Origin of the sequence: Crateriforma conspicua (assembly GCF_007752935.1) — a bacterium.
Lineage (GTDB): Bacteria > Planctomycetota > Planctomycetia > Pirellulales > Pirellulaceae > Crateriforma > Crateriforma conspicua.
The window spans coordinates 2,131,280-2,153,176 of sequence record NZ_CP036319.1 but is presented as its reverse complement, the minus strand read 5'-3'; the positions used below and the strand labels follow the sequence as shown (position 1 = coordinate 2,153,176).

The window sequence follows — 21,897 nt, the reverse complement described above, 5'->3', positions numbered from 1 at the left end:
TATAAATGAAACGGGATTTAGAATAGCGAGCGAGTTTAGCAAGTGCTTCGTACGATTGGACGAAGCGACCGAAAAGCCCGCCGTTTGTCCGTTTCCTATCCGAAAAAGGGTTGAGACGTAGTGAAGAACATGTGGTTGCGATATCGCAAATGGAAACACGCCGTCGCTCCGATCCTGCTTGCAATCGCGTACGGCTGTTTGCAGAATTTCGCGAAGGGAACCGTTCCCTGGAATGTTGGGTTGGTGTTGGCTTGCACCGTGGGCTTTGCTTACGTCATCGAAGAGATCGTGTGGAGTCTTAAAGGCAAGGGACGTCCTTGTCCGGCCTGTGGACATAGGGTCCGCATGAAGTCATTTCGGGTGCACAATTTTTGCCCGAACTGCGGCGAGCAACTTTGATTTTGAGCTCGGTGCCAACTCACTGGGAAGACGTTTCACAAAAAGATCGAGACGCCACAGATCGAGACACCACTGAAACCGCAGCCGCAATTTACGATCACTGGTCTGCTCGCGCTGACGGCAGCGATGGCTCCTGCCTTTGCAGTCATCCAATGGCACGACCTGATGAGCTGGATCCAATTGGGAATTCCCATGGTGATCCTGTGTCTGATCGTGTTGAAGTCTGGAGCGCGCTGCTTGATTGGGGCCGCTGTGGGTGCCGTCCTGGCTTCTGCATCGCTCCTGGCACTGATATACCTGACTGGAAGTCTGACGGATGATCACTCGCGACTGATCGGCGGTTTGATTGGAATGGCGTATTTTGGTTCGGCAATCGGCGGTGGGATCCACGCATCTTCCCGTGCGCATCTTGCGAGAGTTGGATCGCAGGACAATGACGCAACTGCTGACGAGTTTTCGCTTCAGCGCGTCGCGATCATTCCGTTCGCTTTGCTTGCCATGCTGCCGGGTTGGTATGGAGGACGGTTCGTCGCCTCCGTCCTGGTAGGTTACTCGTTCCTTGACGACAACAGTCAGTTCATCGGTTTGATCCACTACTTTGCGGCGATCGTTGGCGGCATGATAGGCGCCTTAGTCGCAATTCTGATCTTTCGGTCGCGATCGTGTACCGATGCCGTTTAGGTAGCTCACTGATTGTCGCGATGCTGTCTTCTCAATCAGCTGCGGACGAGGGTCTGCCATCACCTTCACACTCTAAAGCACGCGTCGAGGAAGAAAAACACTTCCGCGGAACGAAACAGTTACGATCGCTCAAGTGACGAGTCGCTAGGGCGCGGTACATCAGTTAATGGGATGAAGCACCCGCCGCCGGGGGTTTATAGGGGTTTTCGTCTTCGCGTGCATTGCCGTCTAATTCACGATGCGAAGTCGTCTGGTGACGTGCCTTTTTGGATTGCTTGTCGAGTTCATCAAGCAACTCTTTGGACTTGCCGACCCAGAAAGCCACGTCCTCATGGAGGACTGTTCTGGATTGCCGAAGGGCGTTCCGCTTTCGGCGAATCTCTTCTAGGCGAATAGCTTGATCATGCGTCAGGATTCCAGCCGCTTGTATGGCGCCGGCGTCCGATTTAGCACCAACTTCCAGCCCACCTTCAGACACCCTTCCGCGGATGATCCGTTCAAGCTTTTCGCAGTTTTCGTTTAGCATTTCGATCGTCGGCACTTGAGCCGCGGGCCGTCCGATTCGGGCGACGACGTAGGCAACCCACGAACTGGCCAAACATCCTCCAGCGATGAACGCAATCAGTCTCGGAAGCATGGGCGGCAAATCGATTTGGGCTGCCAACCAGACTGAGAGAAATGAGGCCGGTGGTAGCGTTGCCGCTCCAATCAGCACACCCAGTGTGGCACCGCCGATCCGTCTCCATTGAAACGGTGCCCAACCAACTCTCGCCCCCAGTAGAGCGCAGGCGAGAATCGGCACGCCACACCACATGAATGCCAAGAAGAGGAATCCGGGCAGCAGGTTAAACACTGTATGGGATGCCAGTAGATTCAGGTTCCAAGTAAAAACAAGCATCGTTCCATACATTTCGTCAAGAGAATCGGCAGCAGTCACTTACTGCTTGCTTTAAACTCAACCACTCCCGGCTCATCTTCAATCGTTTGTAGGTCAAGTTGTACTTCAGCATCTTGATTCGGGGTATTTCAGGCCTTGTCGCCGCGAATGTGCTCGCGGTCCTGATACGAAGACGACGCACCTGGACGGTCATCGGGGCATCCGCATGAAGTTCGATGGCGATGAGGCCTGGATCGCGGCAGGCTTGGTTTTTGTCGATGACCTTGCTCATCTGAACGCCGTTGATGGAATGCGTGAGGCGATCACCTCTCGCAACGATATGCACTTCGTTCCACGCGGGAGCGCTCCTTACCTTCGTTTGATGCTCCCGTTGGGTGATTGATGGCATTCAGTCAATCAGCATAAAGAAGACGAGCAAACCAACGAGATCGACGCCGTCCTCTTCATCAACTCGAACCAACAACTGATCTTCGTCGACGGTCAGTCGTATGGCGGGAACCAGAGAATCGACCTCGTCGGCAAATGCACTGGCCAGCTTTGTGTTTTCGTCGTCAGGACGCTCACGAATCGATTCTCTGAGCTTCGGCCAGCCACGTTTGGCTGTTTCCAGCAAGACCGAGGCTTGGTCATGGAGCGCTCGTGCGGTCTCCGCATCGATTGCCTGGAATCGCGCGAGGATCGGCGTATCCGAAGTCTGCTTTGCGGTCAGCGTGATCCTTCTGAGTTGCTCGCTGGCCTGTTCGATGACCGGGTACACCTCCGGATCCTGTGCCTCGGCTGGCAGCGATTCGAGCAGCAATGGCCCGGCACTGCGAACGTCGAACTCCAACAGCAGGTCGTCTACTGCGTCAGCGCGTCCCAGCCGCGCGGCCATCAGTCCCTTCCCTTCAGGCTCGTCAATAAGACTCAGAATTCGCCGTTCCGCGGCACAGACCAGAGTTCGGTCATCGGGAAACCACATCTCCATTCTGCCATCATGTTGATAGTACGTTTCGCCTTTGTGCTCCGCTTGCGTGTATCCTGACGCGTGGTTGTCGATGTATGACGTTACGTCGACCGGGTCATTGAAACGAAGAATCAACGTCCAGATTTGTTCATCAAAGAAGTTTCTGATCGTCCTGCTGCTTAGGGGAGGCGGGCCTAGTTGTGCGACGACCTGGCGAAGGTTTCTGATATCGAGGCCCTCGGACTCAGCGATTCTTGCGAACATCTGGTCAAACCCTTCCTTCACCTTTGATTTCCGAGTGAGGATCCGCTGTGGGTGAGCAACCAGTAAACCTACCGTGTCTTTGTTGATGTAGGTCGTGTCGAATACATCACGAGTCGATTGCTCGTTCTCGTCCGGTTGCTTGCGCCGGAACTCCATGAACATAACGTTGCTGTCACCTGGGGAATCAAACGTCGTGGGACGCTTGACGGGTTTCGAGTCGGCGATGCGTTCCCCCGCAGGGGAATCAGTCCCGCCTTGCTCGACCAGACAAATTCGCAGCACACCGTCGTTGAGTTCGTAGATGCCCAGAGATCGTTGATTGGGTTGGTCGCGGTCAATGAAGTCAATGGTTTTGGGGGTCGCTGTGCTGCCGATCTCGATCCGACCAGTGTCAACGTCGGAAATATCACCGTTGGGCGTCCTTTCCTTGATAACAAACCTGTTGCCCTTGATCTGGAGCAGGAGGCCGCCAAAGCCGTTTTCAGTGGCAAGCTGTTCTCCGCTTTCGGTGACCGACGAGGTTTCCCAGTCGCCCTGGAGTTGTGTGACGTCCGGATTCGCGGGCGACCAGTCAAGCGTGACAAACAGGAAGGTGGCATTGCCGTCCTTTGTCGCTGCAGTCATCGACTCCATCGAGAGGTCGTGGGTCATGTCCCCTTTCCAGTAGCTCAAGGCAAGCAGCAATTGTGTCTGCCCCGGGTCGATCGGTTCCAGATCGGCTAGTTCAGTTGTGTTACTGAACGGGGCTTCGACGCTGATCGAGAGCCCTTTGTCTTCATTGACAGTTGCACTACGCGAGGGGACTGGAGATTCGACAAAAAGAATGGCGTTCACCCTTCGCTTGCGGTCCGCACCTGTCGCATCATTTCTCACCTCTAGGCGAACCGTATTGGCGAACTCGGTCGGAATCTCTTCGAAATCAAATTCCTGCATAACTTCGATCTTTCCGTTCTGAGCGAGCAGTAATCGGACCTTCAAATCACCGAGGTCACGGCCCTTGAAGTTCCAGTCGTACAGACTCGGTAGTCCAGCCGTGCCCTTGTTGACCGTCTTGCTGGTGACTTTGAGTTCGGGCTTGCTTGGCGATGCTGCGGCAGTCGCTGGTTGATCGTCGCCGGAATGAACCTCGGGGGCTTTTTCTTTTCCATTTCTCCATAGATCGATCCAGTCAATCGAACCGTCAATCACGTCGACGAGGTCAACGTCCACTTCGTAACGCTTTCCCGGTTTCAGCTGAAATGTCTCCTGCACGACCTGTCGGTCTTTGGCCCGATCCGATGCTGCAAAACCGATCACGAGTTTAGGCCCGGAGAAACCTCCACCTTTCGCTATCCGGACACTCTCCAGATGAAACTGACTGGGCGCACTCCCAACTGGTCCGTAGCTCCCACTCTCATGCTGTACCGTCACCGTGAGTTCACGTTGCCGTGGAGTTACACGGTCGTCGTGAATGAGTGCCGCGGCCCAGTCGATGGCGTGTTTCGCTCCCGCATCTTCAAAGTTGGCAAAGGAAAGCTCCTCTGAATCTGCATCGATTTTTGCCAGCAGCTTCCGACCCTCGCTGCTGTCGGTCAGCACGTTCAGGGCATTTACGGAGTAGGTGTTATGCTTCGTCTTCTTTCCCGTTTGAAGATACGAACTGAGATCGGTGTACGCATTCTGCGTTTCCTGAGCAGGATCACCGCAGCCCTTCACGCTCAACAGTCCAAAAGCAAGTACTGTCGCGATGGCCAAGGCTATCAATGTAGGGACTCTTCGAAGCGTCAAAGCAGCGAAGGCAGGCTTGGCCTTTTCGACCTCGGTGCTCGCCGATACTGCGCCTCCCGCGACGGCAACCTTGAACTTTGAGAGGGCGTCCGCCACTTCCACGGGCGTTTGAAATCGCTCTTCCGGATCCTTGGCGATCATTTTTGAAATGATGATCGCGAGATCAGTTGGTACATCATCGCGTAGAGAATTCAGGGGCTCAGGTTCGAACTGTGCGTGCCCCTTCAGTTTCTCCATCACGCTTCCATCAGCGAACAGCGGGCGGCCGGACAACAGAAAATAGAATGTCGCGCCGAGACTGTAGATATCGCTTCGAATATCAACGCTGCGGGCGTCAGTGGCCTGTTCTGGCGAAATAAAATCGGGAGTCCCCATGAGGGCGCCCGCTGCCGTTAAGTCAGATCGAACTGCCACAGTGTCGGAGGCTGGGATCGCTTCAGGTGCGAGTGAGGCTAGACCGAAATCGAGAATCTTGATCGTGCCATCCGCAGTCACCATCATGTTGTGAGGCTTGATATCGCGATGCACCATGCCGCATTCGTGAGCGTGTTGCAGCCCGATCGCTGCCTGCCGGATGTAATCGCATGCTTCGGCGACGGGCAACGCTCCTCGCTTCTTGACCGTCTGAGACAAATCGACTCCGTCGACGTACTCCATCACCATGAAGTGAAAGTCGCCGGCATGATCGGCGTCATAGGCGGTCACAATGTTGGGATGAGACAGTTGCGCGGCGGCCTTCACTTCACGATGGAAACGATCCACGGCTTCGGCTTTCCGAACCAGTCCGCGATTGATGACCTTTAGCGCCACCGTCCGTTCCATCTTCCGGTGGCGAGCTTTGTAGACGTCGCCCATGCCGCCTTTGCCGATCAGATCGATGATCTCGTATCGCGGGTGCTGAGCGAGCGGCTCGGGAACGCCCGCCGAACTCTGATTGGTAGTGCCCGACTGGTGATCCGCTGTCTGAGCGTTTGGTTCCTGATCTGCGCTCTGCAGAAGCTCAATGAACGTGTCAGCGGATGAAAGATCGGCAATGGTCTCGCAGCAAGGTTCACACTCGCTGATATGTCTCTCGATAGCAGTCGCTTCATCAGGAGGAAGTTGTCCAAGTCCGAAAGCGTGTAAATCGGTAGGGCTGGGGTGGGTTGTTTGCTCAGGCACGGTTGTTAGCTCAGGCACCGGGGGCTCTCCATCGTTAAATTTTCAGCATTCGTCTCTCGGGCACAGACGGATCCGTCCGCGAGTGACGTGCGGCTATCTTGAAAGAGCCGCAGCCGCACATTTATGTTAGCGCCGGGCCGAAAAACCCGAATATGAGTCGACAAGCCCTTGGGATTCTTGACGTAACCTGCCTAGCACTCTGGACTTAGCCGTCACAACGGCATTCAGCGAAATCTTCATTTCTGCTGCAACATCACGCGGCCTTTCCCCCTTGAGGGCGACCCGATCGAACGCCGTCCACGTGTTGGGGGCGAAATGAGGCTTGACCAGTTCGAGTAGCTGTCGCAAGACGTATCGGTCGTGCTCCTCGTTCCAAAGCTGACTCAACTCACTGGTTGGAATCTCCAACTCAGCCAACCTCTCGTCGATATCGGAATGACCGCGTGCCTCTCGACGGCGATCTCGTGCTCGCCAGAAATTTCGCAGCCGATTGACCAGAATTCCCTTCAGCCACCCCCGAAAAGCGCCCGGCTGCCCACCATGCTCAAACTTGCTGAGATCCTTCGATACCGCCAGCAACACCTCTTGTACTAAATCGTCCGCGTCGCTCTCTTGAACGTCGTACTTCCGCAGCCATGCTCGAATGAGCGGTGCGTACAATGTTATGAGCCGATCCCAACTCTCCGTTTCGGAAGACTCTTGAAGGCGGTGCAGCAAACTAAGCGACGTCTCATTCATGTTGGGTTTGGGCTGGCTTAGCTGGACCTGGGCCCTTCGTGAATCCGCTCAATCCGTGCATTGTGGCTGGCGCCCCGTGATTGTTTTCGCGGCTTATGATCGCATTCTAGCCGAAAGTCTACCGGTACCCAGGAGATTGATCGGGCGTTCGATGCATCCGCCGCGCCCAAATCGCCACTGATCGCATGTCGTTTTGGGCAGAGCCCGCGTCCTTTCAGGATTGGTTTCGACTACCTCTTACCCCGGGGCTCGAGCCACAGCATGAATCCTTCCAGCGGCTGCTGAAATGGAATCCGTTCACTTGTTGTTCCATCTGGCATTGGCTTCTCCCGAATGCTCAACCGGCGACGAAGCAATACGAGTGGTTTGCCCAGTTCACTCGTTTTCTGACCGTCGTCCGCCGCGACTTCGGTAGTACTGGCTCGAGTTGCATCAACATCATGTTCCAGCGGGTACGAGAGGATCGAATCGCCATCGGTAAAATCCAGATATGATTTTGTCGTTCCATTCTTGGATTTCTTGACCAACGATACTGACAACAGTTTGCCATTTGGTAGCGAGCCAATGAAGTCTTTTGCATCCATCGTATTCCGCCAGATGTAATTTGCTTTCTCATCGGGGAGTCCATCCGCTGGGATCAATCGGTTGCAGAAGCAAATATCAATCTTCGTGCCAGGCGGAGCATAAACCCTCCAGCTCCAGTTTTTCCGCCAATCCAACTGGGGCCCTGGAACAGGAATGATGTTCATCTGGCCTGGGTCGTCGACTACGAGCTTACCTTGCTCCCTTCGCAGTTGTGTCAGTTCACGTTCCGAGTCACGGACACGCTGAACAAGGAGCAGGTTGGATATCAACAATGCAATCAGCAACATGAAGCCGAGCAGTTGCCCCAGACTGAACCTCAATCCTTTGACTCTCTTCGTTTTCGATGTTCCAGAGTTCATGTAACCTGTCTCTCAAGCCGGCGAAGACTCAGCTCGGCGAACACAACGTTGAGCGTGGTGGGAAGGCCGAGCAGCAGTGGTGTTGCAACAATGAGTGAGCCGCGTCGGAGTTCCATTTCTTGCCCGTCACTCCTTGATCTCTTCCGCCCACCAGTCCCAGACTTCGGGATCCGATCGCTTCAGCTTGCGGTACTGGAAGACGACGATGGCAACAACGGCAATCGCATCAATCAGGACAAAGATCACGATCGCCGGCGCGATGAAGCCGAACTGCCGATAGCCCCAGTACGCACCGTACGACACGGCCGCGATGGCCAGCCCGGAGAACATGGTCAACAGCGTTCGACGCGGCAGGCTCTGAAGTATCCGGTCTGACCGTCTCCTTGATGCCTTGGCGTATTCGTAAAGGTCAGGCCTGCTCAAGACTTTCGCATAGTAGTACCGCTGGAAACAGTCCGTGATCAGCCAAAAGGCACAAATCCCCAGCAGCACAGTATTGATGACACTCCAACCATCATCGAGAACGATAAACAACCCAGCCATGATTCCCAGAATAATTGGCGCGCTGTTAGCTCGCCACCAAGGTTGGAACACCGTCTCGTTGAACTTCTGGCGAATGGTACGCTCAAAGTTCTCGACCATCGCCTCATGATCGGCCGGCTTGATGTTTACGTCGGCCACATCTTTCAGCAGGTCTTTCATCTCCTGACACTCCCGCAGGTAGTCCCTGCCGTCAGCAGTTTGCACATAGACAGCGACCAAGTCCCGTTCGCCTTCGGTCAGCGCTACTCCGTAGACACGCTTGAGACATAGTGTCCTGATTTCTTTGGTATCCATGATCAATCCTCGATTGCTTGAAGTTCTTTTCTCAGTTCTTGTTTGGCCTTGTGCAATCGCGACCAGACCGTTCCTTCGGGAACATCAAAGATCCTGGCGATTTCCTGATGCTTCAGGCCCTCGATGCAGAACAGCGTCAGAATCAAGCGATGAGGCGGCGGTAGTCGATTCAAGGCCTGCCTCACCTCATCCTTCATCTGTTGTTCACGCGGGTCGGGCTCGGGATGCGTCAGCTCGATGTGATGGTCGAGTCGTTCGCCTTGGAAACGTTTGCGAGTGGTGAGATTCCTCCGACAAACATTGATGGCGATGCGGAACAGCCATGTTCGGACGCTCGAGCGACCTTCGAATGAATCCCACGCGGTATACGCCTTGAAGAACGTCTGCTGGGCGACTTCCTCGGCTTCGGTCTCATCAGCGAACATCAGGATGCCGAGCCGAACAACGTCGACCCAATGGGCATTCACCACGCTCTCGAATTCTTCATGACTGTTCATAGTTATTAGATCGGCGAGAAAGCGAATCCTTCACGCCATGCCAGGAAAATCGCGGGAATTGACACGGCAGTGACCTAAGTCATTGCTGTGAAATCGGTTAACAGTGCCCCCCGTCCTCCCGCCGCTCTCATAATTAGGGCTCCGGTGACCGCAGACTTCGCGATTCCGCGCGGGCCCGCCTCGCCCAGCTCACAGCGAGTTTCGGTAATGAGTTCCTGAATGTCTTTCCGCAAGTTCAATACTGGTCTGGGCGATATCGCTTGCCGCGGAATTCCGACTTCATTCTTGCGACAGAACTCATCACTGCTTCCCTCCCACGCAACTGCAAAGAAGAGGACGCGACAGTGAGCCGCTCCGGCTACACTGAAGATGACCTTTGCAGGGAGCGGCTCCCGGCTGACCATACGGTCAATTGCGCCAAATATTTCAGGTCCATCAACATGGCGGAAAATCCTTATTTGCCAACGGGTGTCGAAGCTGAACCTCAGGATTCAAGCGGAATGTCCGCTCGGGCTGTGTTCCGCGAGATCCTCAAGTACCTCGGGGCATATCTCCTCGGAATTATCGCGTCCATTGCACTCACTCCAGTAAAAATGGCTATGGGCGGCCACGTGCCATTGTGTTTTTTGTACCCGATCCTTGCTCCCATCGGATTGTTGCTGTTTTACTTCTATCTCGAAGGAGCGTACTTGCCGTTCGGTGGAAAAGGCCTCATTTACTGGTTTTTCTTCACCGTCGGATTCGTACCGTTTGTGATGGAGGTGCTGGCCTATTTTTTGAGATCGCGGCGATTACGTGCGTGGCGACCCTTGTGGATTGGTTTTCCGGTTGGATTCGTGGGCACACTCGGTGTGTACTACACGGCCGCCGCCTCCATTTAGCCGGGGGAATCAACGACGTCGCGAGCGGCGTCTGGTACGGGTTTGATAATCACGGCAGACAGAATCTATCTCGAGTCGACGGCGAATGGGCATTGGAATTCTATTTCGTTATTCGAAACACGTAGACTTCGCTGATTTCCCGATCGTAGCCAGGGTACAAACCCTTGGGCATGCCCAGAACGATCCGTTTACCACGATTGGATAGCACCAACATTTCTCCAGCCATTTCATCAAAATCGATGCCTTCGATCTCACCAACATCACGCAGTTGGTCAAACGCTAGTTCGTGGTTGACGTAGGCCGCCGTCCCCGTGGCATCGGCCGGCGCTTTCCAGAGATTGTCGGCCTCCTGGTTGTCGGCATCGCCGTCATCAGCAGTGATGAAAAGTACGCCACGGTAACACGCGATGCCCTGTTGCCACTGAGGGACCGGTCGCAAGTGCAACTTACCGGCGTATTCTCCGTCGGCGAGCCGGTAGCGATAGACATAGTTACCGCTCACCCAGTCCGTCATCCAGATGAGACCGCTGGTGGCATCGACTGCCAAAGCACTCACTTCCACTTGCCCGGACTCAGGATTCCAGGGAAACGCACGTTTGAACTTTAGCGACTCGGCGTCATAAACAGCGATCTGGATGTCTTTGCCGCGACCGTCCTCGAACCATTCAATCCCTGCGTACAGTTCTCCGTTGTGAACGCTGATGTCGCCAAAGTGGTTGGCTGGTTTCTCCAAATCGACGAATGGATCTTCGTTGGATTTCAGCAACTCGCCTTGCTTGGAGTAAACATGGAGTGACTTGCTACCGCTGACGAAATACCGTCGGCCGTCGGTCGCAATTCCCTGGCGTCCGGCCACTTCCAGCACTCGCACCAATTTGTATTTTTCCGCTTGAGCGGTATCGGGGCAGCACTGGACACACAAGGCTGACAAAACAAGTGAGTAGAAGATCGATTTGTGCATTTTTGAAAGTCAACCTTTGTTCGGAGCCAAAATGTTTGCCAAAAATCACCCCGTCGCCCCATGTCGACGCAGCAACTCAGCTATTTCATCATGCTCGCAGGCAACGGCGAGCTGAAGCGGTGTCTGCCCGTCAGCAGTCCTTGCGTCCACATCCAACCCCTGCGAAATCAGCGCCTCCACGACGTCGGTGTATCCCTTGCGTATGGCAACATGGAGCGGATGCGATTGGCTTTCACGAAGCGCCGGTCGTATGCCCTCGGGTGTTGCCTTATCGGCAACCTGTCGTCGCAGCAGTTCGAGTTCTTCGTGTATCGGCCACTTGAAGAAGACGATATATGCCAAGACAAGCCAGTTCAACGGCGTTAGCACCAGTAGGGCAAGACCGATTGCGGTCAAATCCGAGTAGCCCATCTTCTTCAGCATGACGCCAATTAAGAGGACGATCGGCAAGCACATCAATGCGACGATGGCGAGTTCGGTGACGCTCAGACCAAACACAAAGGCACCTTCATTTTCTAGGTTGGGATTCCAGACGCTCGAACGATTGGCTGTCTTGACGTCGGCAAAATCACTTTGACTCTCCGCTTTTCGATCGCCGAATCTCTTCCACAATCTCGGCCGACGACTTCCGACCGCTTTCGATGTCCGCGATGTCTGCGTCCGTCAGAGTAAACGCTTCTGACTGATTCGATACCAAGCCAAAGTATTGGACGATCGTGGTCGTCGTCATGCGGCCTTGGAAATCGATCACTTTCGTTCCATGCTGCGGAAAGCCTACGGAAACGCCTCCTCCGTCCGGCTTAGGAAGCAAGATGAGTGATTCCCTCCAGCCGATCTCTCGGGCCGTGATGCTTCCGTCCCCGTCCAGTTGGTACGGGGCGGCGTCACCGTCGGGCAGAATCAGTGTCACGTTGCTTGCGGGTTTGCCCTCGAATCGAATCACCAAACGTGGCGTCGAAATGGTGTGCATGTTGGTCAGCGCTACGCAAAATAGAATTGCAGTGATCGCTACCACAAGGACGACAACCGTCTTCTTCGATTTCATCAGGTGAGTCTCCGAAAGTGCGTAGAGGCGTGTTTGCTTCACCAAGCGTCGTAGTGGCGCAAAACTCCCTACGAATCCGAGCCGGATTTGCTGAGCGACTCATACCGCCGAAATGACCGTTTAACTTCCGTTGGATCCATGAAATCTTGCCAGACGGTCGTTTTCCACTGCTTGGTGGGGTCCACGTCCGCCTCCTTGGCGAACTCCGGGTAATCCGCCGGGCTGGCATAGCTGATGAAAACAAAATGCCGACTGATTTCTCGTCCATTCTCGCCCGACACCGTGATATCGATCAACTGACCTGGCTGTTCCTTATCGTGGACTTCCCGAGTTGTCACGGACACGCTGGCGGACTTGGGGAGCGCATGGTCTTCGTTCCGCTGGACGACAAACCCTTCGAACCAGAATGCCCGCTCTCCACCGTCGGGGGCCTGATCGATCTCGAGCGTAATCTCTTTTTGCTGTGTTGAACCTGGATCGCACCAGAGGACCTTTTCCCACCCCTTCATCCAGGGCTCGTCACCAAGATTCTTCAGGACCGAGCGACGCAACTGCACGACCGACATCACGCGTTGTTCCTTCGCTTTGGCCGTGATCTTCCAAGTGTATTCGACTGTTGATCCGTCCCGACCGCCTGGGCTAGATCGAACGACACACGTGCTAGAGATTGCCGGAACGTCGCGCCCATCCGCAAATGCGGTGATTGGGAGTAGAAAAAGGGCCATCACGGTATACGCAATTCGCATCTTCGTACCTCTGTTGGAATTCTGATGTTCAAGGACGCGCATCTGAGGTTTCGGATTCCAGAAGGGATTTCACCCGCTAGCTGGAACAGGCACGGGCAAAGGGGATCGCGGGCGCGAGACAGCGGTGCTTCATAAAACCTTCATTGCATTCTTGAATCATCGCTTTCACTCGCAGCCGTTTCATTGTTTGTCATTGGCTGCAACCATAACAAAACACCATTGGAAGGTCCTTCTGGCAAACCAAATCCCTGGTTCGGTTTGTCCACGGAGAAGACAACGCGGTACAGTTCGACCGGCCACGCGATGTTACTCGGCTGGTGGGGCCGTTCCCACGCACCACCACCAGCACCGCCATGGCCGGGATTCCAATCGGCGGGTTCGGTGATTTCAATCACAGGAGTGTCATCCAATAAAGCGATGATGTTCCATTTGCCCTGTTTCCGAAGCTTTCTGAGCTCGATTTGGTGTCTCCCGGGTGGAAGGAGGAACTCCTTGGCTGGTGGAAATGCCGCAGTCGAGTCGCGGTCGACGTTACGCGTGGCCATACACAATTTGTAACGAGCACCGCCAGCAGTCACAGCTTCCTCACTTGGACATGCGACCTGCCACTTCAGTTCGTCGGACCAACTCTCCGGCAATTGCACGACAGCCAATCACTGGCTTGATTGTCTGGTCGGATTCGCGGTTGGTGCGTCCATGGAAGGTTCATTGCTTTTCGGAACCCACGTCCCGCACGCACCCAAACGCCAACGCTTAGCTTCAAAGAGATGCAGGGACGCAAACGCTCGTAACTAAAATATTCTTGAAAAATCCGGTTCGTTTTTCGTGATTTGGACTTTTCTTCCGGTAGGTCTACAGGCAGAGAGTCGCCGCTACCTCCATCGGACGCCATTTTGCCAGACAACCTCGAAGATGAGATTCGCGACAATGCCAAAGGTCCGGCGAAGGCGTCGGGCGATGCCGGTAGTGTTGAGCAACACAAACTGACGGATCAGATTGCCGCCGACAAACATCTCGCCGGCAAGAAGGCGGTTGCCAAATCGCACCGTGGACTTCGCTTCAACAAGATCGTGCCGCCTTCGGCCGGCTGATCTCTCTTCTCATTCCAATCCATAGGGCTGCCGGGGACGGCAGAATGGAACAGCACGGATGCTGAAACGTTTGTCAGGGATTATCGAGCAAATGCGCGGCCGCGGTGCCTCCCCGCCGGCCGCCTCTGGACGCTCGCTCCGGCAGCCCTTCTTCTCTCGCTTACGCGCCAAGTATGACGCGGCCAATACGACGCTCGGTAATGTCAAACATTGGTCACGTGCAGATGGTCTCTCTGCCGCTTCGGCGAATTCACCCGAAGTCCGTAAAACACTTCGCAACCGTTCGCGGTACGAGGTCGCCAACAACAGTTACGCCCGCGGCATCACGCTGACGCTTGCCAACGACGTCGTCGGCACTGGACCGCGTTTGCAGATGCTGACCGGCGATGATGCCGCGAACCGGTTCGTTGAAAGCGAGTTCGCTGCATGGTGCGAAGCGGTTGGCTTGCCGGAAAAGCTGCGAACGATGCGGCTTGCCCGCGTGTCCGATGGCGAAGCGTTCGCGTTGCTAACCAACAACGATGCGGTCGATGCTCGCGTCAAGCTCGACTTGCGTTTGATCGAAGCGGATCAAGTCGCATCGCCGACGTTGGCATTCGAGACACAGAGATACCTCGATGGCATTCGCTTTGACCCCGACGGCAACCCGATCAGCTACGACGTCTTGAAACATCACCCTGGCGATGACCTCTTTGCGGTTCAGGAAGAGTTCGACACTGTGCCGGCCGCCGCCATCTTGCACTACTTTCGATGCGATCGACCGGGACAGATTCGAGGCGTTCCTGACATCACGCCGGCGCTGCCACTATTCGCACAACTGCGACGCTTCACCTTGGCGGTGCTCGCCGCCGCAGAAACAGCCGCCGAATTCGCCGGCATTCTCTATACCGACGCGCCCGCCAACGGCGAAGCTGATGCCGCCGAACCCTTCGAGCCGATTGAACTCGAAAAACGCATGCTTCTGACCATGCCCGGTGGTTGGAAGATGGCTCAGATGAAGAGCGAACAACCTGCGACCACGTACGCCGAGTTCAAGAAAGAAATCCTCAACGAGATCGCTCGTTGTTTGAACATGCCGTTCAATGTGGCCGCTGGGAATTCATCGGGATACAACTATGCCAGCGGCCGGCTCGACCACCAAACCTACTTCAAATCGATCCGCGTTGAGCAGACCCAACTTGCTCGCGTTGTCTTGGATCGAATCCTGATCGCTTGGCTCCGCGAAGCCATTCTCATCGAGGGCTATCTGCCCAACTCGCTTCGCACGCTCGACTCCACGTTTGAGCATCAATGGTTTTGGGATGGGCATGAACATGTCGATCCGGCCAAAGAAGCCAACGCCCAGAAGATCCGTCTCGCCAGTCATACGACAACTCTGGCCATCGAATTCGCGCGGCAGGGGCGTGACTGGGAGACGGAACTGAAACAGCGTGCGAAAGAGATCGCACTGATGCGTGACCTCGGTCTGACGATCGAGTCCGACGAATCCGAATCACCACCCGAAACCGAGGTCACGGAAGACGATGCCGAAGAGTCTCAAGAACAACCAACCGCTTGAAGCCGAAGCCGAGTCCGTTCCCAGTTCGCTGCGGATTGTTTGTGATGACTCCGCGACGATTCAATTGGAAGCCGCCGAAGTCACGGCCGAGGGTGAAGACAAGCAGTCGCTTCGCAAGTTCAACATGACGGCTTACACCGGCGGCGCGATGCGGCTGAGCGGTTGGCCTTATCCGGTCGTCGTTGACTTGGCCGGGATGCGAGTGACCCGCAAGTCTCGACCAATCCTGAAAGATCACGATCGGGGTAGTATCGTCGGCCACACCGACGACATCGCAATAACCGACAAATCTCTGCAAGTTGCTGGCGTGATTTCCGGTGTGGGATCAACGGCCCAAGAAGTCATCGCGACCAGCGAGAACGGCTTTCCTTGGCAAGCCTCGCTGGGTGCCAGTGCCGACAAAGTTGTCTTCATTCCCGAAGGCAAAACCGCCAAAGCCAACGGTCGCGACCACAAAGGCCCGGTCTACATCGCCCGCAAGTCAACCCTCGGCGAAGTCTCCTTTGTTGCGTTGGGTGCGGACGACAACACGGAAGCTCGGGTCGCCGCCAATCAGCCTGACGACGAAGATTCGGGCGAAGGCGACGACGATCAGGAAGACACACTCCTCGAACCGGTCAACGCAAGTCTAAACATGAGCTCGAAACCAAAGTCCAACCCCAAGCCGAATTCATCAGTCGATGACATGCGTGCCGAAGCGGCGGCCGAATCCCGTCGCATCGCTGGCATTCGCAAACTGTGTGCGGAAAACCATCCCGACATTGAAGCCGACGCGATCGAGCAAGGTTGGTCCATCACCAAAACGGAACTTGCTGTGCTGCGAAGCGAACGCCCGAAGGCTCCCGAACAGAACCAGCATTCTCCCCGATACACCCGCGAAGTTCTCGAAGCTGCCGCGTGCCTGTCGGTTGGCATTGAAGAGAAATCACTCCTGGCCGGCTACGGCGAAAAGACACTCAACGCCGCTAATCCATTGCGGCATATCGGCTTGCGAGAACTCGTTGCCGAGTGTGCTCGCATGGAGGGCATCGAGGTCCCACGAGTCTTTGGCGACGGCACCGCGACGATTCGAGCCGGTTTCAGTTCCATGAGTCTGCCCAGCATCATGGAAAATGTCATGAACAAGACGCTGCTGGCGGCTTATCAAAACACGCCGATCGCCGCGTTCGATCTCTGTAGCGTCGGCACCGTGACCGATTTCAAAGAGGTCGCCCGCTATCGGTTGCTCGGCACCGGTGGATTCGAGCAAGTCGCACCCGATGGCGAACTCAAACACGGCAAACTGTCGGAACAGAAATACAGCAACAAAGCCGACACCTATGGTCAAATCCTCACGCTGACCCGGCACGACATTATTAACGATGACCTGTCAGCGTTCATGGACATCCCACGTCAAATGGGACGATCCGGTGCCGAATCCATCGATGATCTATTCTTCACGTTGCTGCTTAAGAACGCCGGATTCTTCTCGTCCGCTAACGCCAATTTCCTGCAAGGCGCGGACACGAAGTTCGGTCCCGACGCGTTGACCGTCGCCAAGACGACGTTCCGCAAACAGAAGGCTGGTCCCGGCGGCAAAGCCAAAGACCAAAAGCCGATCAACATTCGCCCGGAATACTTGGTCGTTCCGGTTGAACTTGAAACGGAAGCCGAACTGTTGATGGGCAGTTCGCAGTTGATGATCGACGCTCAGGGATCACCGACCAAGATTCCCGTCGATAACCCGCACCGCAACAAGTACCGCATCATCTCTACGCCGCACCTGTCGGACAGCTACTACCCGGGTGCCAGCGCATCGGCGTGGTATCTGTTTGCGAACCCGCGAGTTCTGCCCGCATTCGAGATCGTGTTCCTCAACGGCCGCCGCACGCCGATCATCGAGCGAGTCGAAATGCCGCCCAACACGCTCGGCATGGGCTTCCGCTCCTACATCGACTTCGGCGTGAACAGCCAAGACCACCGCGCCGCCGTCAAAGTCGCCGGCGAATGAGCCTTGCTCCTTGACTCCCCATCTCCCAACTCCCGGTCTGTAAAATCATGCAAGCACAATTCGTTCACGATGGTCGCCAAGTCGATTTCACTCCTGATGTCGACGTTCCCGTTGGCAGCATCGTCATTCAAGGCGATCTGGTCGGCATCACCCGCCGCGATCTCCCCGCCGACACGCTCGGATCGATTGCCGTTGAAGGTGTCTTTGACATTCCCAAGGATCCCGCCGACGCCGAGACCTATGCCGCCGGCCAAAAGATTTATGCCACCACCGATGGCATCGTTACCGAGGTCGCTGACGGCACGTTCTATCTCGGTAAAGTCGTCTCCGATGCCGAGGCGACCGACAACTTCGTTCGCGTTCGTTTGAGCCAGTGATGAACAGCCGTGAGCAACCCCACCATCGTTCCCATCGGGGCGATCTACGTCCACGAGGGCGTGACCATCCCGATCGTTACCGACGTTGAGATCACTTCCGGCGATGTCGTGGTCCTCGAAAAACTCGTCGGCGTCGCCAAGTTCGGCATCTGTGCCGGATCACGCGGCAGCATCACGGTGTCCGGCGTTTTTGATGTCGTCAAAGACCCGACCACCAACATTCCCGCCGGTACGATTCTTTACTGGTCCAAGATCAGTCACCACGTCATCAAGAACCAATACCAGCACTCGATGATTGGTATCTCCGTCGAGGACGCTCCGCCAAGCACGCCGAGTGTCAAAGTCAAACTCGTTCAATAGTCTCATCGCAATCGTCTCATCACGAGGTCATCGCATGGAAGCGAAATGGCGGCACTTGGTTGTCGCATGTTTGTTGTTCGCTTGCACCGGATGCTTGCCCGAAGGTGACGTGCAAGTTCGCGCGCTACCGGCTCCGCCGCCCGAGCAACCGGTTGCGAACCTGCCCACGCAGCTTCATCAACGCAACTGGACTGGCCGGCTCAATCAGGGCAGCTGCGTTCACGCGTCGCTGGTCAATCACCTGCGTTGGCTCAACGAGTTTGAGCTCGGCGAACGTTGGCGGGCAACCTACAGCGACGGCGAATGGGACACGCGGCTGCGAAACCGACTCGACGCGGCCGGCATCGACTACAGCTACACCGTCAAAGCCGATCCGCGGTTTCTTGATTGGGCCAACGCCACCCGTCGCGGCGCGATTCTGTGGTGGAAGCCCGCCCACTGTTGCACGTTCGTCGGCTGGGTCGAGCGAAACGGACAGCAATACGCCGCGATTCTCGACAACAACTATCCCGGCCGGTTTGAACTCACACCGCGAGAGCAATTCGTTCGTCTCTGGGCGGGCTATGGCGGTTTCGCACTGACCGTGATGGAAGACCCCGCCAGCTCTCTGCCCTATCGAAGTTATGAGGTCGTCAATGAAGGATGAAATTCGGATCCGGCTCAGCGTCGGCCTGATCGTCGTTGCTGTCTTGCATGCTGTGTTGCTCGCTGCCGTGTTCACCGCGCTGCATCGCAAGCCCAATCCATCGCCAGATAGCTCCTGGCGACTGCCGCAGGCAAAACCGGTCAGCGAGGTCGGTCAGCAGATTGAACAGTTGCCGCAACCGTCGCGCGTCAACTTGGAAGCTCAAGGTGAACTGAAACAGCAGTCAGGCTACTGCCCGCCACCATGCCCGCCCAACATGACGCCCCCGGTGCAACCTTATCGAGTTGTCCCCAGCACACCAACCGCTCCGGCACCGATCATTGTCACTCCGACCACAACCAACACGCGTCCGGCAACGCCTCCCGAGCAAGCCAAAAAGCGATATCAAATCGCATTGTTCGTGGGCAACGACGCCAAGAGCCAACAACTGTTGCAGTGGTTTGAACGCGATCCGAATCTGGTTCGCTTGAAATCCAAGTGCGCGTTCCAGGTCTACACCGAAACCAACGCCCTGTATCGCACTCGGTATGCCGACATTGTCCCGGTCAACCAATTCCCGGTGGTCTTGTTCCAGGATTCAACGGGCGGTCACGTTCACGCCGCCGGTCACACCATGCTGCCATCCACGCCTCGCGAACTCTATGACGATCTACGACACGGTTACGAACTGTACCAACAAACGCGGCAAGCCCAGCGGACCGGAGCACTGAAGACGCGCGGCTATTCCTGGGATGCCGCGATCAATCCCACGATGCAGCTATCGCCCGAGGATTGCCCGGACGGCTACTGCCCCATCGAACCGGTCGACAACACTTGGCGACCGTTTGATCGCGACCGAGACGGCGACCGCGATCGACTCTTTGACCGCGACTCTAGCGGACGCAACGCCCTGATTTGGGCGGGCTCCGGCGAACTCGCCACGCTCGCGTTGATTTTCGTCGCCGTTCTGTTGCTCGGGTTTATTCTCATCAAACGAGGACTTTGAAAACTTATGATTCTTGGAATTGCCACCATTGTCGTCTTGGTCCTCGTTGCCATCGCGATCCTGCCCGCAAAGAAACGAGACCGCGACGGTTCGCCGCCCGGCTTCGTGCAACCGTTCGCTCGCCAAGCCAATTTCCGCCAGCAACAGCTCAACGAAGAAGCCGAAGCGATCGCCGATGAATACCAACGTCGTGCCGACGAAGCTTGGCGTGAGGAACTCGGTGAAAAGGCTGCGGCTCTCTTTCAGACCAAGCCCGCCACCCCACCGAAGTCACGCAAGTCGTGAGCGACATGCTGCAGCGTGGTCAGTCATGGCTATCGGCCAAGCTGACCAAGCACGCCTCTCGGCCGGTCGTTTATCAACGTGACGAAGTCTCCGTCGAGTTGCCTGCAACGATCGGCAAGTCCGAATACGAACAAGACGATGGCGAAGGCGTCATCACGCGGGCTCAGGTCCGTGACTTCCTCATCAACACCAACGACCTGCTGTCGTCAGAGATCGGCACGTGGCCCCGCCGCGGCGATCGCATCCTCGAAACCGATGGTGACACCACGTTCGTCTACGAGCTGATGTCGATCGGCAACGAACCACCGTGGCGATACAGCGATCCGTTTCGCATCAAACTCCGCATCCACACCAAACTGGTCGACACCATCTCATGACTGCCGCTTCCGCAAAACCGACTCCGGCCACCGTCATTCAAATCGCCGACAGCGTCGTTGCCGAGATCAATGCTGCCGACTTGTCGAAGAATCCGACCGCCCAACGACTGTACGTTCCCGACTTCGACCTCGAAGACATGAAGGAACTGCGAGTCACCGTGGTGCCTCGTGAAGTCGAATACCTACCGCTCGACCGAGCGACCAACAAGTATCACGCGACGATCGACGTTGCGGTACAGAAAAAGTTCTCCAAAGGCGATGCCAAGGAGATCGACCCGCTGGTGCTCTTCGTCGAAGAGATCGCTGACTACTTCCGGCTCAAACGACTCAATTCGTTCGTTGCCGCGCGCTGCATCAAAGTCGAGAACGCAGTGCTCTATTCGACCGAACACTGGACGCAATTCAATCAATTCACGAGCCTTTTGACGCTCACGTTTGAACTCGCCAAGTGATGCACATTCGGACGCGGGTTCGTTTTGACGCGGACCGCATCAGAAAGAAGGTCGACCAAGCGTCGTTCAAGTCACTGGGTCATGCCGGAGGAACGATTCGGAAGACTGCGTATCGCAGCATCCGCAAACGCAAGAAACCCTCGCGGCCCGGAAGCCCACCGAGTTCCCCCACTGGCCGGCTACGACGTTCGTTCCGCTACGAAGTCGACCGCAGCACGCCCGGCGTCGTCATCGGCCCGGTCAACGAAATCTCGGGCCGGCTATGGAATCTGCACGAGTTTGGCGGAATCGCGAGGAAACGTCGGCGGCTCAAACGTCATCGGTTTCGCGTCGGCCAGCATGGACCGATCCGAGCGATCCGGCCCGGCAAGTTTGCTCGCATCGAATTGCGAACCGCCGCCCAAGCCAACCGTGCTCGCCGATTGATCGACGAAGAGAACCAGCGTCGCGGTTCTGAGAAACCTCGCCGTTATCCGAAACGACCGTTCATGAAGCCGGCGCTCGACACCCACCGAGCCCAACTTCCCAAGTTTTGGCGGGACTCCGTCAGATAGCCTCTAGGATGCAATTACCCAGAATGGAACCGCAACTCTATGTCTGCTGAAGTCGTACTCGGACTCGATGCCGTCCTCACCATCGACGGTGCGGAGATCAAAAACGTCAAAGACCTGACCGTCACGCTTGAAAAAGCAGAAGCCGATGCGTCCACGCGCGACAACAACGGCTGGCGAGCGACCGTCGGCACGCTGAAAGATGCTTCGATTGAGTTCACGGTCCTCAACAAATCCGGCGACACCGCCTTCGGCATGCTGCAAGGACTCTGGGCCAGCGGAACACCGACCGATGTCGGCATCAGCGACGCCGGCGGATCTCTTGCGCTGACCTGCGAAGTCATGAACTTCAACGTCAACCAAAACCTCGAAGAAGTCGTCTCGGCCGATGTGACGCTCAAGCCAACGCAGTCGTCATCGGGCAGCGGTATGAATGTCGGCGGCGCTTCACCCTGATCTT

At 56.0% G+C, this 21,897-nt stretch carries 26 protein-coding genes; 14 read left to right on the top strand and 12 right to left on the bottom strand.

Features of this window, described 5'->3' with window-relative positions; translation table 11 throughout:
* The first annotated feature begins 525 nt into the window (after positions 1 to 525).
* Entirely contained in the window at positions 526 to 1,080 is a 555-nt protein-coding gene (locus Mal65_RS08285) for a hypothetical protein (RefSeq protein WP_145295867.1), read from the top strand.
* Positions 1,081 to 1,243: 163 nt separating this feature from the next.
* Here the strand turns inward: Mal65_RS08285 and Mal65_RS08280 are convergent, their stop codons facing one another.
* The 7 genes from Mal65_RS08280 to Mal65_RS08250 form a co-directional block, all read right to left on the bottom strand.
* A complete protein-coding gene (locus tag Mal65_RS08280) occupies positions 1,244 to 2,017 on the bottom strand; it encodes a hypothetical protein (protein WP_145295863.1) in 774 nt (257 codons plus the stop codon).
* Positions 1,995 to 2,366 carry a 3-keto-alpha-glucoside-1,2-lyase-like domain-containing protein gene (locus Mal65_RS08275; protein ID WP_145295860.1) on the bottom strand — a complete coding sequence of 124 codons (372 nt, stop codon included), beginning with the start codon at positions 2,364 to 2,366 and terminating at the stop codon, positions 1,995 to 1,997. Before Mal65_RS08275 ends, Mal65_RS08280 begins: the two co-directional genes overlap by 23 nt.
* Positions 2,367 to 6,134, bottom strand: a complete 3,768-nt coding sequence (locus tag Mal65_RS08270; protein ID WP_145295857.1) for a protein kinase domain-containing protein — start codon at positions 6,132 to 6,134, stop codon at positions 2,367 to 2,369.
* A gap of 108 nt (positions 6,135 to 6,242) precedes the next feature.
* Positions 6,243 to 6,854 (bottom strand): RNA polymerase sigma factor, encoded by a 612-nt coding sequence (locus Mal65_RS08265; protein WP_145295854.1) that lies wholly within the window; start codon positions 6,852 to 6,854, stop codon positions 6,243 to 6,245.
* Between the two features lie 230 nt (positions 6,855 to 7,084).
* On the bottom strand, positions 7,085 to 7,798 hold the full coding sequence (locus tag Mal65_RS08260; protein ID WP_145295851.1) for a hypothetical protein: 714 nt from the start codon (positions 7,796 to 7,798) through the stop codon (positions 7,085 to 7,087).
* A 126-nt stretch (positions 7,799 to 7,924) separates the two neighbouring features.
* Positions 7,925 to 8,635 carry a hypothetical protein gene (locus tag Mal65_RS08255; protein WP_145295848.1) on the bottom strand — a complete coding sequence of 237 codons (711 nt, stop codon included), beginning with the start codon at positions 8,633 to 8,635 and terminating at the stop codon, positions 7,925 to 7,927.
* A 2-nt stretch (positions 8,636 to 8,637) separates the two neighbouring features.
* Complete coding sequence (locus Mal65_RS08250) at positions 8,638 to 9,132, bottom strand: RNA polymerase sigma factor (protein WP_008655128.1); 495 nt, start codon at positions 9,130 to 9,132, stop codon at positions 8,638 to 8,640.
* A 344-nt stretch (positions 9,133 to 9,476) separates the two neighbouring features.
* Between Mal65_RS08250 and Mal65_RS08245 the strand changes: the two genes are divergently transcribed.
* Positions 9,477 to 10,013 (top strand): hypothetical protein, encoded by a 537-nt coding sequence (locus Mal65_RS08245; protein WP_165701148.1) that lies wholly within the window; start codon positions 9,477 to 9,479, stop codon positions 10,011 to 10,013.
* 100 nt (positions 10,014 to 10,113) lie between these two features.
* Here the strand turns inward: Mal65_RS08245 and Mal65_RS08240 are convergent, their stop codons facing one another.
* The 5 genes from Mal65_RS08240 to Mal65_RS08220 all read right to left on the bottom strand — a co-directional run bounded on the left by Mal65_RS08240 (position 10,114) and on the right by Mal65_RS08220 (position 13,409).
* The gene (locus tag Mal65_RS08240) at positions 10,114 to 10,974 is read right to left on the bottom strand and encodes a hypothetical protein (RefSeq protein WP_145295842.1); all 861 of its coding nucleotides are present in this window, start codon (positions 10,972 to 10,974) and stop codon (positions 10,114 to 10,116) included.
* Positions 10,975 to 11,019: 45 nt separating this feature from the next.
* Positions 11,020 to 11,586 (bottom strand): ankyrin repeat domain-containing protein, encoded by a 567-nt coding sequence (locus tag Mal65_RS08235; RefSeq protein ID WP_145295838.1) that lies wholly within the window; start codon positions 11,584 to 11,586, stop codon positions 11,020 to 11,022.
* Positions 11,543 to 11,944, bottom strand: a complete 402-nt coding sequence (locus tag Mal65_RS08230; RefSeq protein WP_145295835.1) for a hypothetical protein — start codon at positions 11,942 to 11,944, stop codon at positions 11,543 to 11,545. Before Mal65_RS08230 ends, Mal65_RS08235 begins: the two co-directional genes overlap by 44 nt.
* Before the next feature lie 143 nt (positions 11,945 to 12,087).
* Positions 12,088 to 12,585 (bottom strand): hypothetical protein, encoded by a 498-nt coding sequence (locus Mal65_RS08225; RefSeq protein WP_145295832.1) that lies wholly within the window; start codon positions 12,583 to 12,585, stop codon positions 12,088 to 12,090.
* Between the two features lie 320 nt (positions 12,586 to 12,905).
* Positions 12,906 to 13,409 carry a hypothetical protein gene (locus tag Mal65_RS08220; RefSeq protein WP_145295829.1) on the bottom strand — a complete coding sequence of 168 codons (504 nt, stop codon included), beginning with the start codon at positions 13,407 to 13,409 and terminating at the stop codon, positions 12,906 to 12,908.
* Between the two features lie 186 nt (positions 13,410 to 13,595).
* Here Mal65_RS08220 and Mal65_RS08215 point away from each other — a divergent pair, with 186 nt between their 5' ends.
* The 12 genes from Mal65_RS08215 to Mal65_RS08160 are packed head-to-tail and all read left to right on the top strand — an operon-like array spanning position 13,596 to position 21,893.
* Positions 13,596 to 13,856, top strand: coding sequence for a hypothetical protein (locus tag Mal65_RS08215; RefSeq protein WP_196784690.1), 261 nt, complete (start codon positions 13,596 to 13,598; stop codon positions 13,854 to 13,856).
* A 58-nt stretch (positions 13,857 to 13,914) separates the two neighbouring features.
* Entirely contained in the window at positions 13,915 to 15,414 is a 1,500-nt protein-coding gene (locus Mal65_RS08210; protein ID WP_145295826.1) for a phage portal protein, read from the top strand.
* Entirely contained in the window at positions 15,380 to 17,404 is a 2,025-nt protein-coding gene (locus tag Mal65_RS08205) for a phage major capsid protein (protein ID WP_145295823.1), read from the top strand. The genes Mal65_RS08210 and Mal65_RS08205 overlap by 35 nt, the downstream gene beginning before the upstream one ends.
* A 47-nt stretch (positions 17,405 to 17,451) precedes the next feature.
* Entirely contained in the window at positions 17,452 to 17,781 is a 330-nt protein-coding gene (locus Mal65_RS08200; protein WP_145295820.1) for a DUF2190 family protein, read from the top strand.
* Between the two features lie 9 nt (positions 17,782 to 17,790).
* Entirely contained in the window at positions 17,791 to 18,141 is a 351-nt protein-coding gene (locus Mal65_RS08195; protein ID WP_145295817.1) for a DUF2190 family protein, read from the top strand.
* Positions 18,142 to 18,175: 34 nt separating this feature from the next.
* A complete protein-coding gene (locus tag Mal65_RS08190) occupies positions 18,176 to 18,787 on the top strand; it encodes a hypothetical protein (RefSeq protein ID WP_145295814.1) in 612 nt (203 codons plus the stop codon).
* Positions 18,777 to 19,772: a hypothetical protein gene (locus tag Mal65_RS08185; protein ID WP_145295811.1), complete on the top strand. Its 996-nt coding sequence runs from the start codon at positions 18,777 to 18,779 to the stop codon at positions 19,770 to 19,772. Before Mal65_RS08190 ends, Mal65_RS08185 begins: the two co-directional genes overlap by 11 nt.
* A gap of 6 nt (positions 19,773 to 19,778) precedes the next feature.
* The gene (locus Mal65_RS08180) at positions 19,779 to 20,057 is read left to right on the top strand and encodes a hypothetical protein (protein WP_145295808.1); all 279 of its coding nucleotides are present in this window, start codon (positions 19,779 to 19,781) and stop codon (positions 20,055 to 20,057) included.
* Between the two features lie 5 nt (positions 20,058 to 20,062).
* A complete protein-coding gene (locus Mal65_RS08175; protein ID WP_449252307.1) occupies positions 20,063 to 20,434 on the top strand; it encodes a hypothetical protein in 372 nt (123 codons plus the stop codon).
* Positions 20,431 to 20,886 carry a hypothetical protein gene (locus Mal65_RS08170; protein WP_145295803.1) on the top strand — a complete coding sequence of 152 codons (456 nt, stop codon included), beginning with the start codon at positions 20,431 to 20,433 and terminating at the stop codon, positions 20,884 to 20,886. Before Mal65_RS08175 ends, Mal65_RS08170 begins: the two co-directional genes overlap by 4 nt.
* Complete coding sequence (locus tag Mal65_RS08165) at positions 20,886 to 21,440, top strand: hypothetical protein (protein WP_145295800.1); 555 nt, start codon at positions 20,886 to 20,888, stop codon at positions 21,438 to 21,440. Before Mal65_RS08170 ends, Mal65_RS08165 begins: the two co-directional genes overlap by 1 nt.
* 39 nt (positions 21,441 to 21,479) lie before the next feature.
* A complete protein-coding gene (locus Mal65_RS08160; RefSeq protein ID WP_145295797.1) occupies positions 21,480 to 21,893 on the top strand; it encodes a hypothetical protein in 414 nt (137 codons plus the stop codon).
* The last annotated feature ends 4 nt before the right edge of the window (positions 21,894 to 21,897 follow it).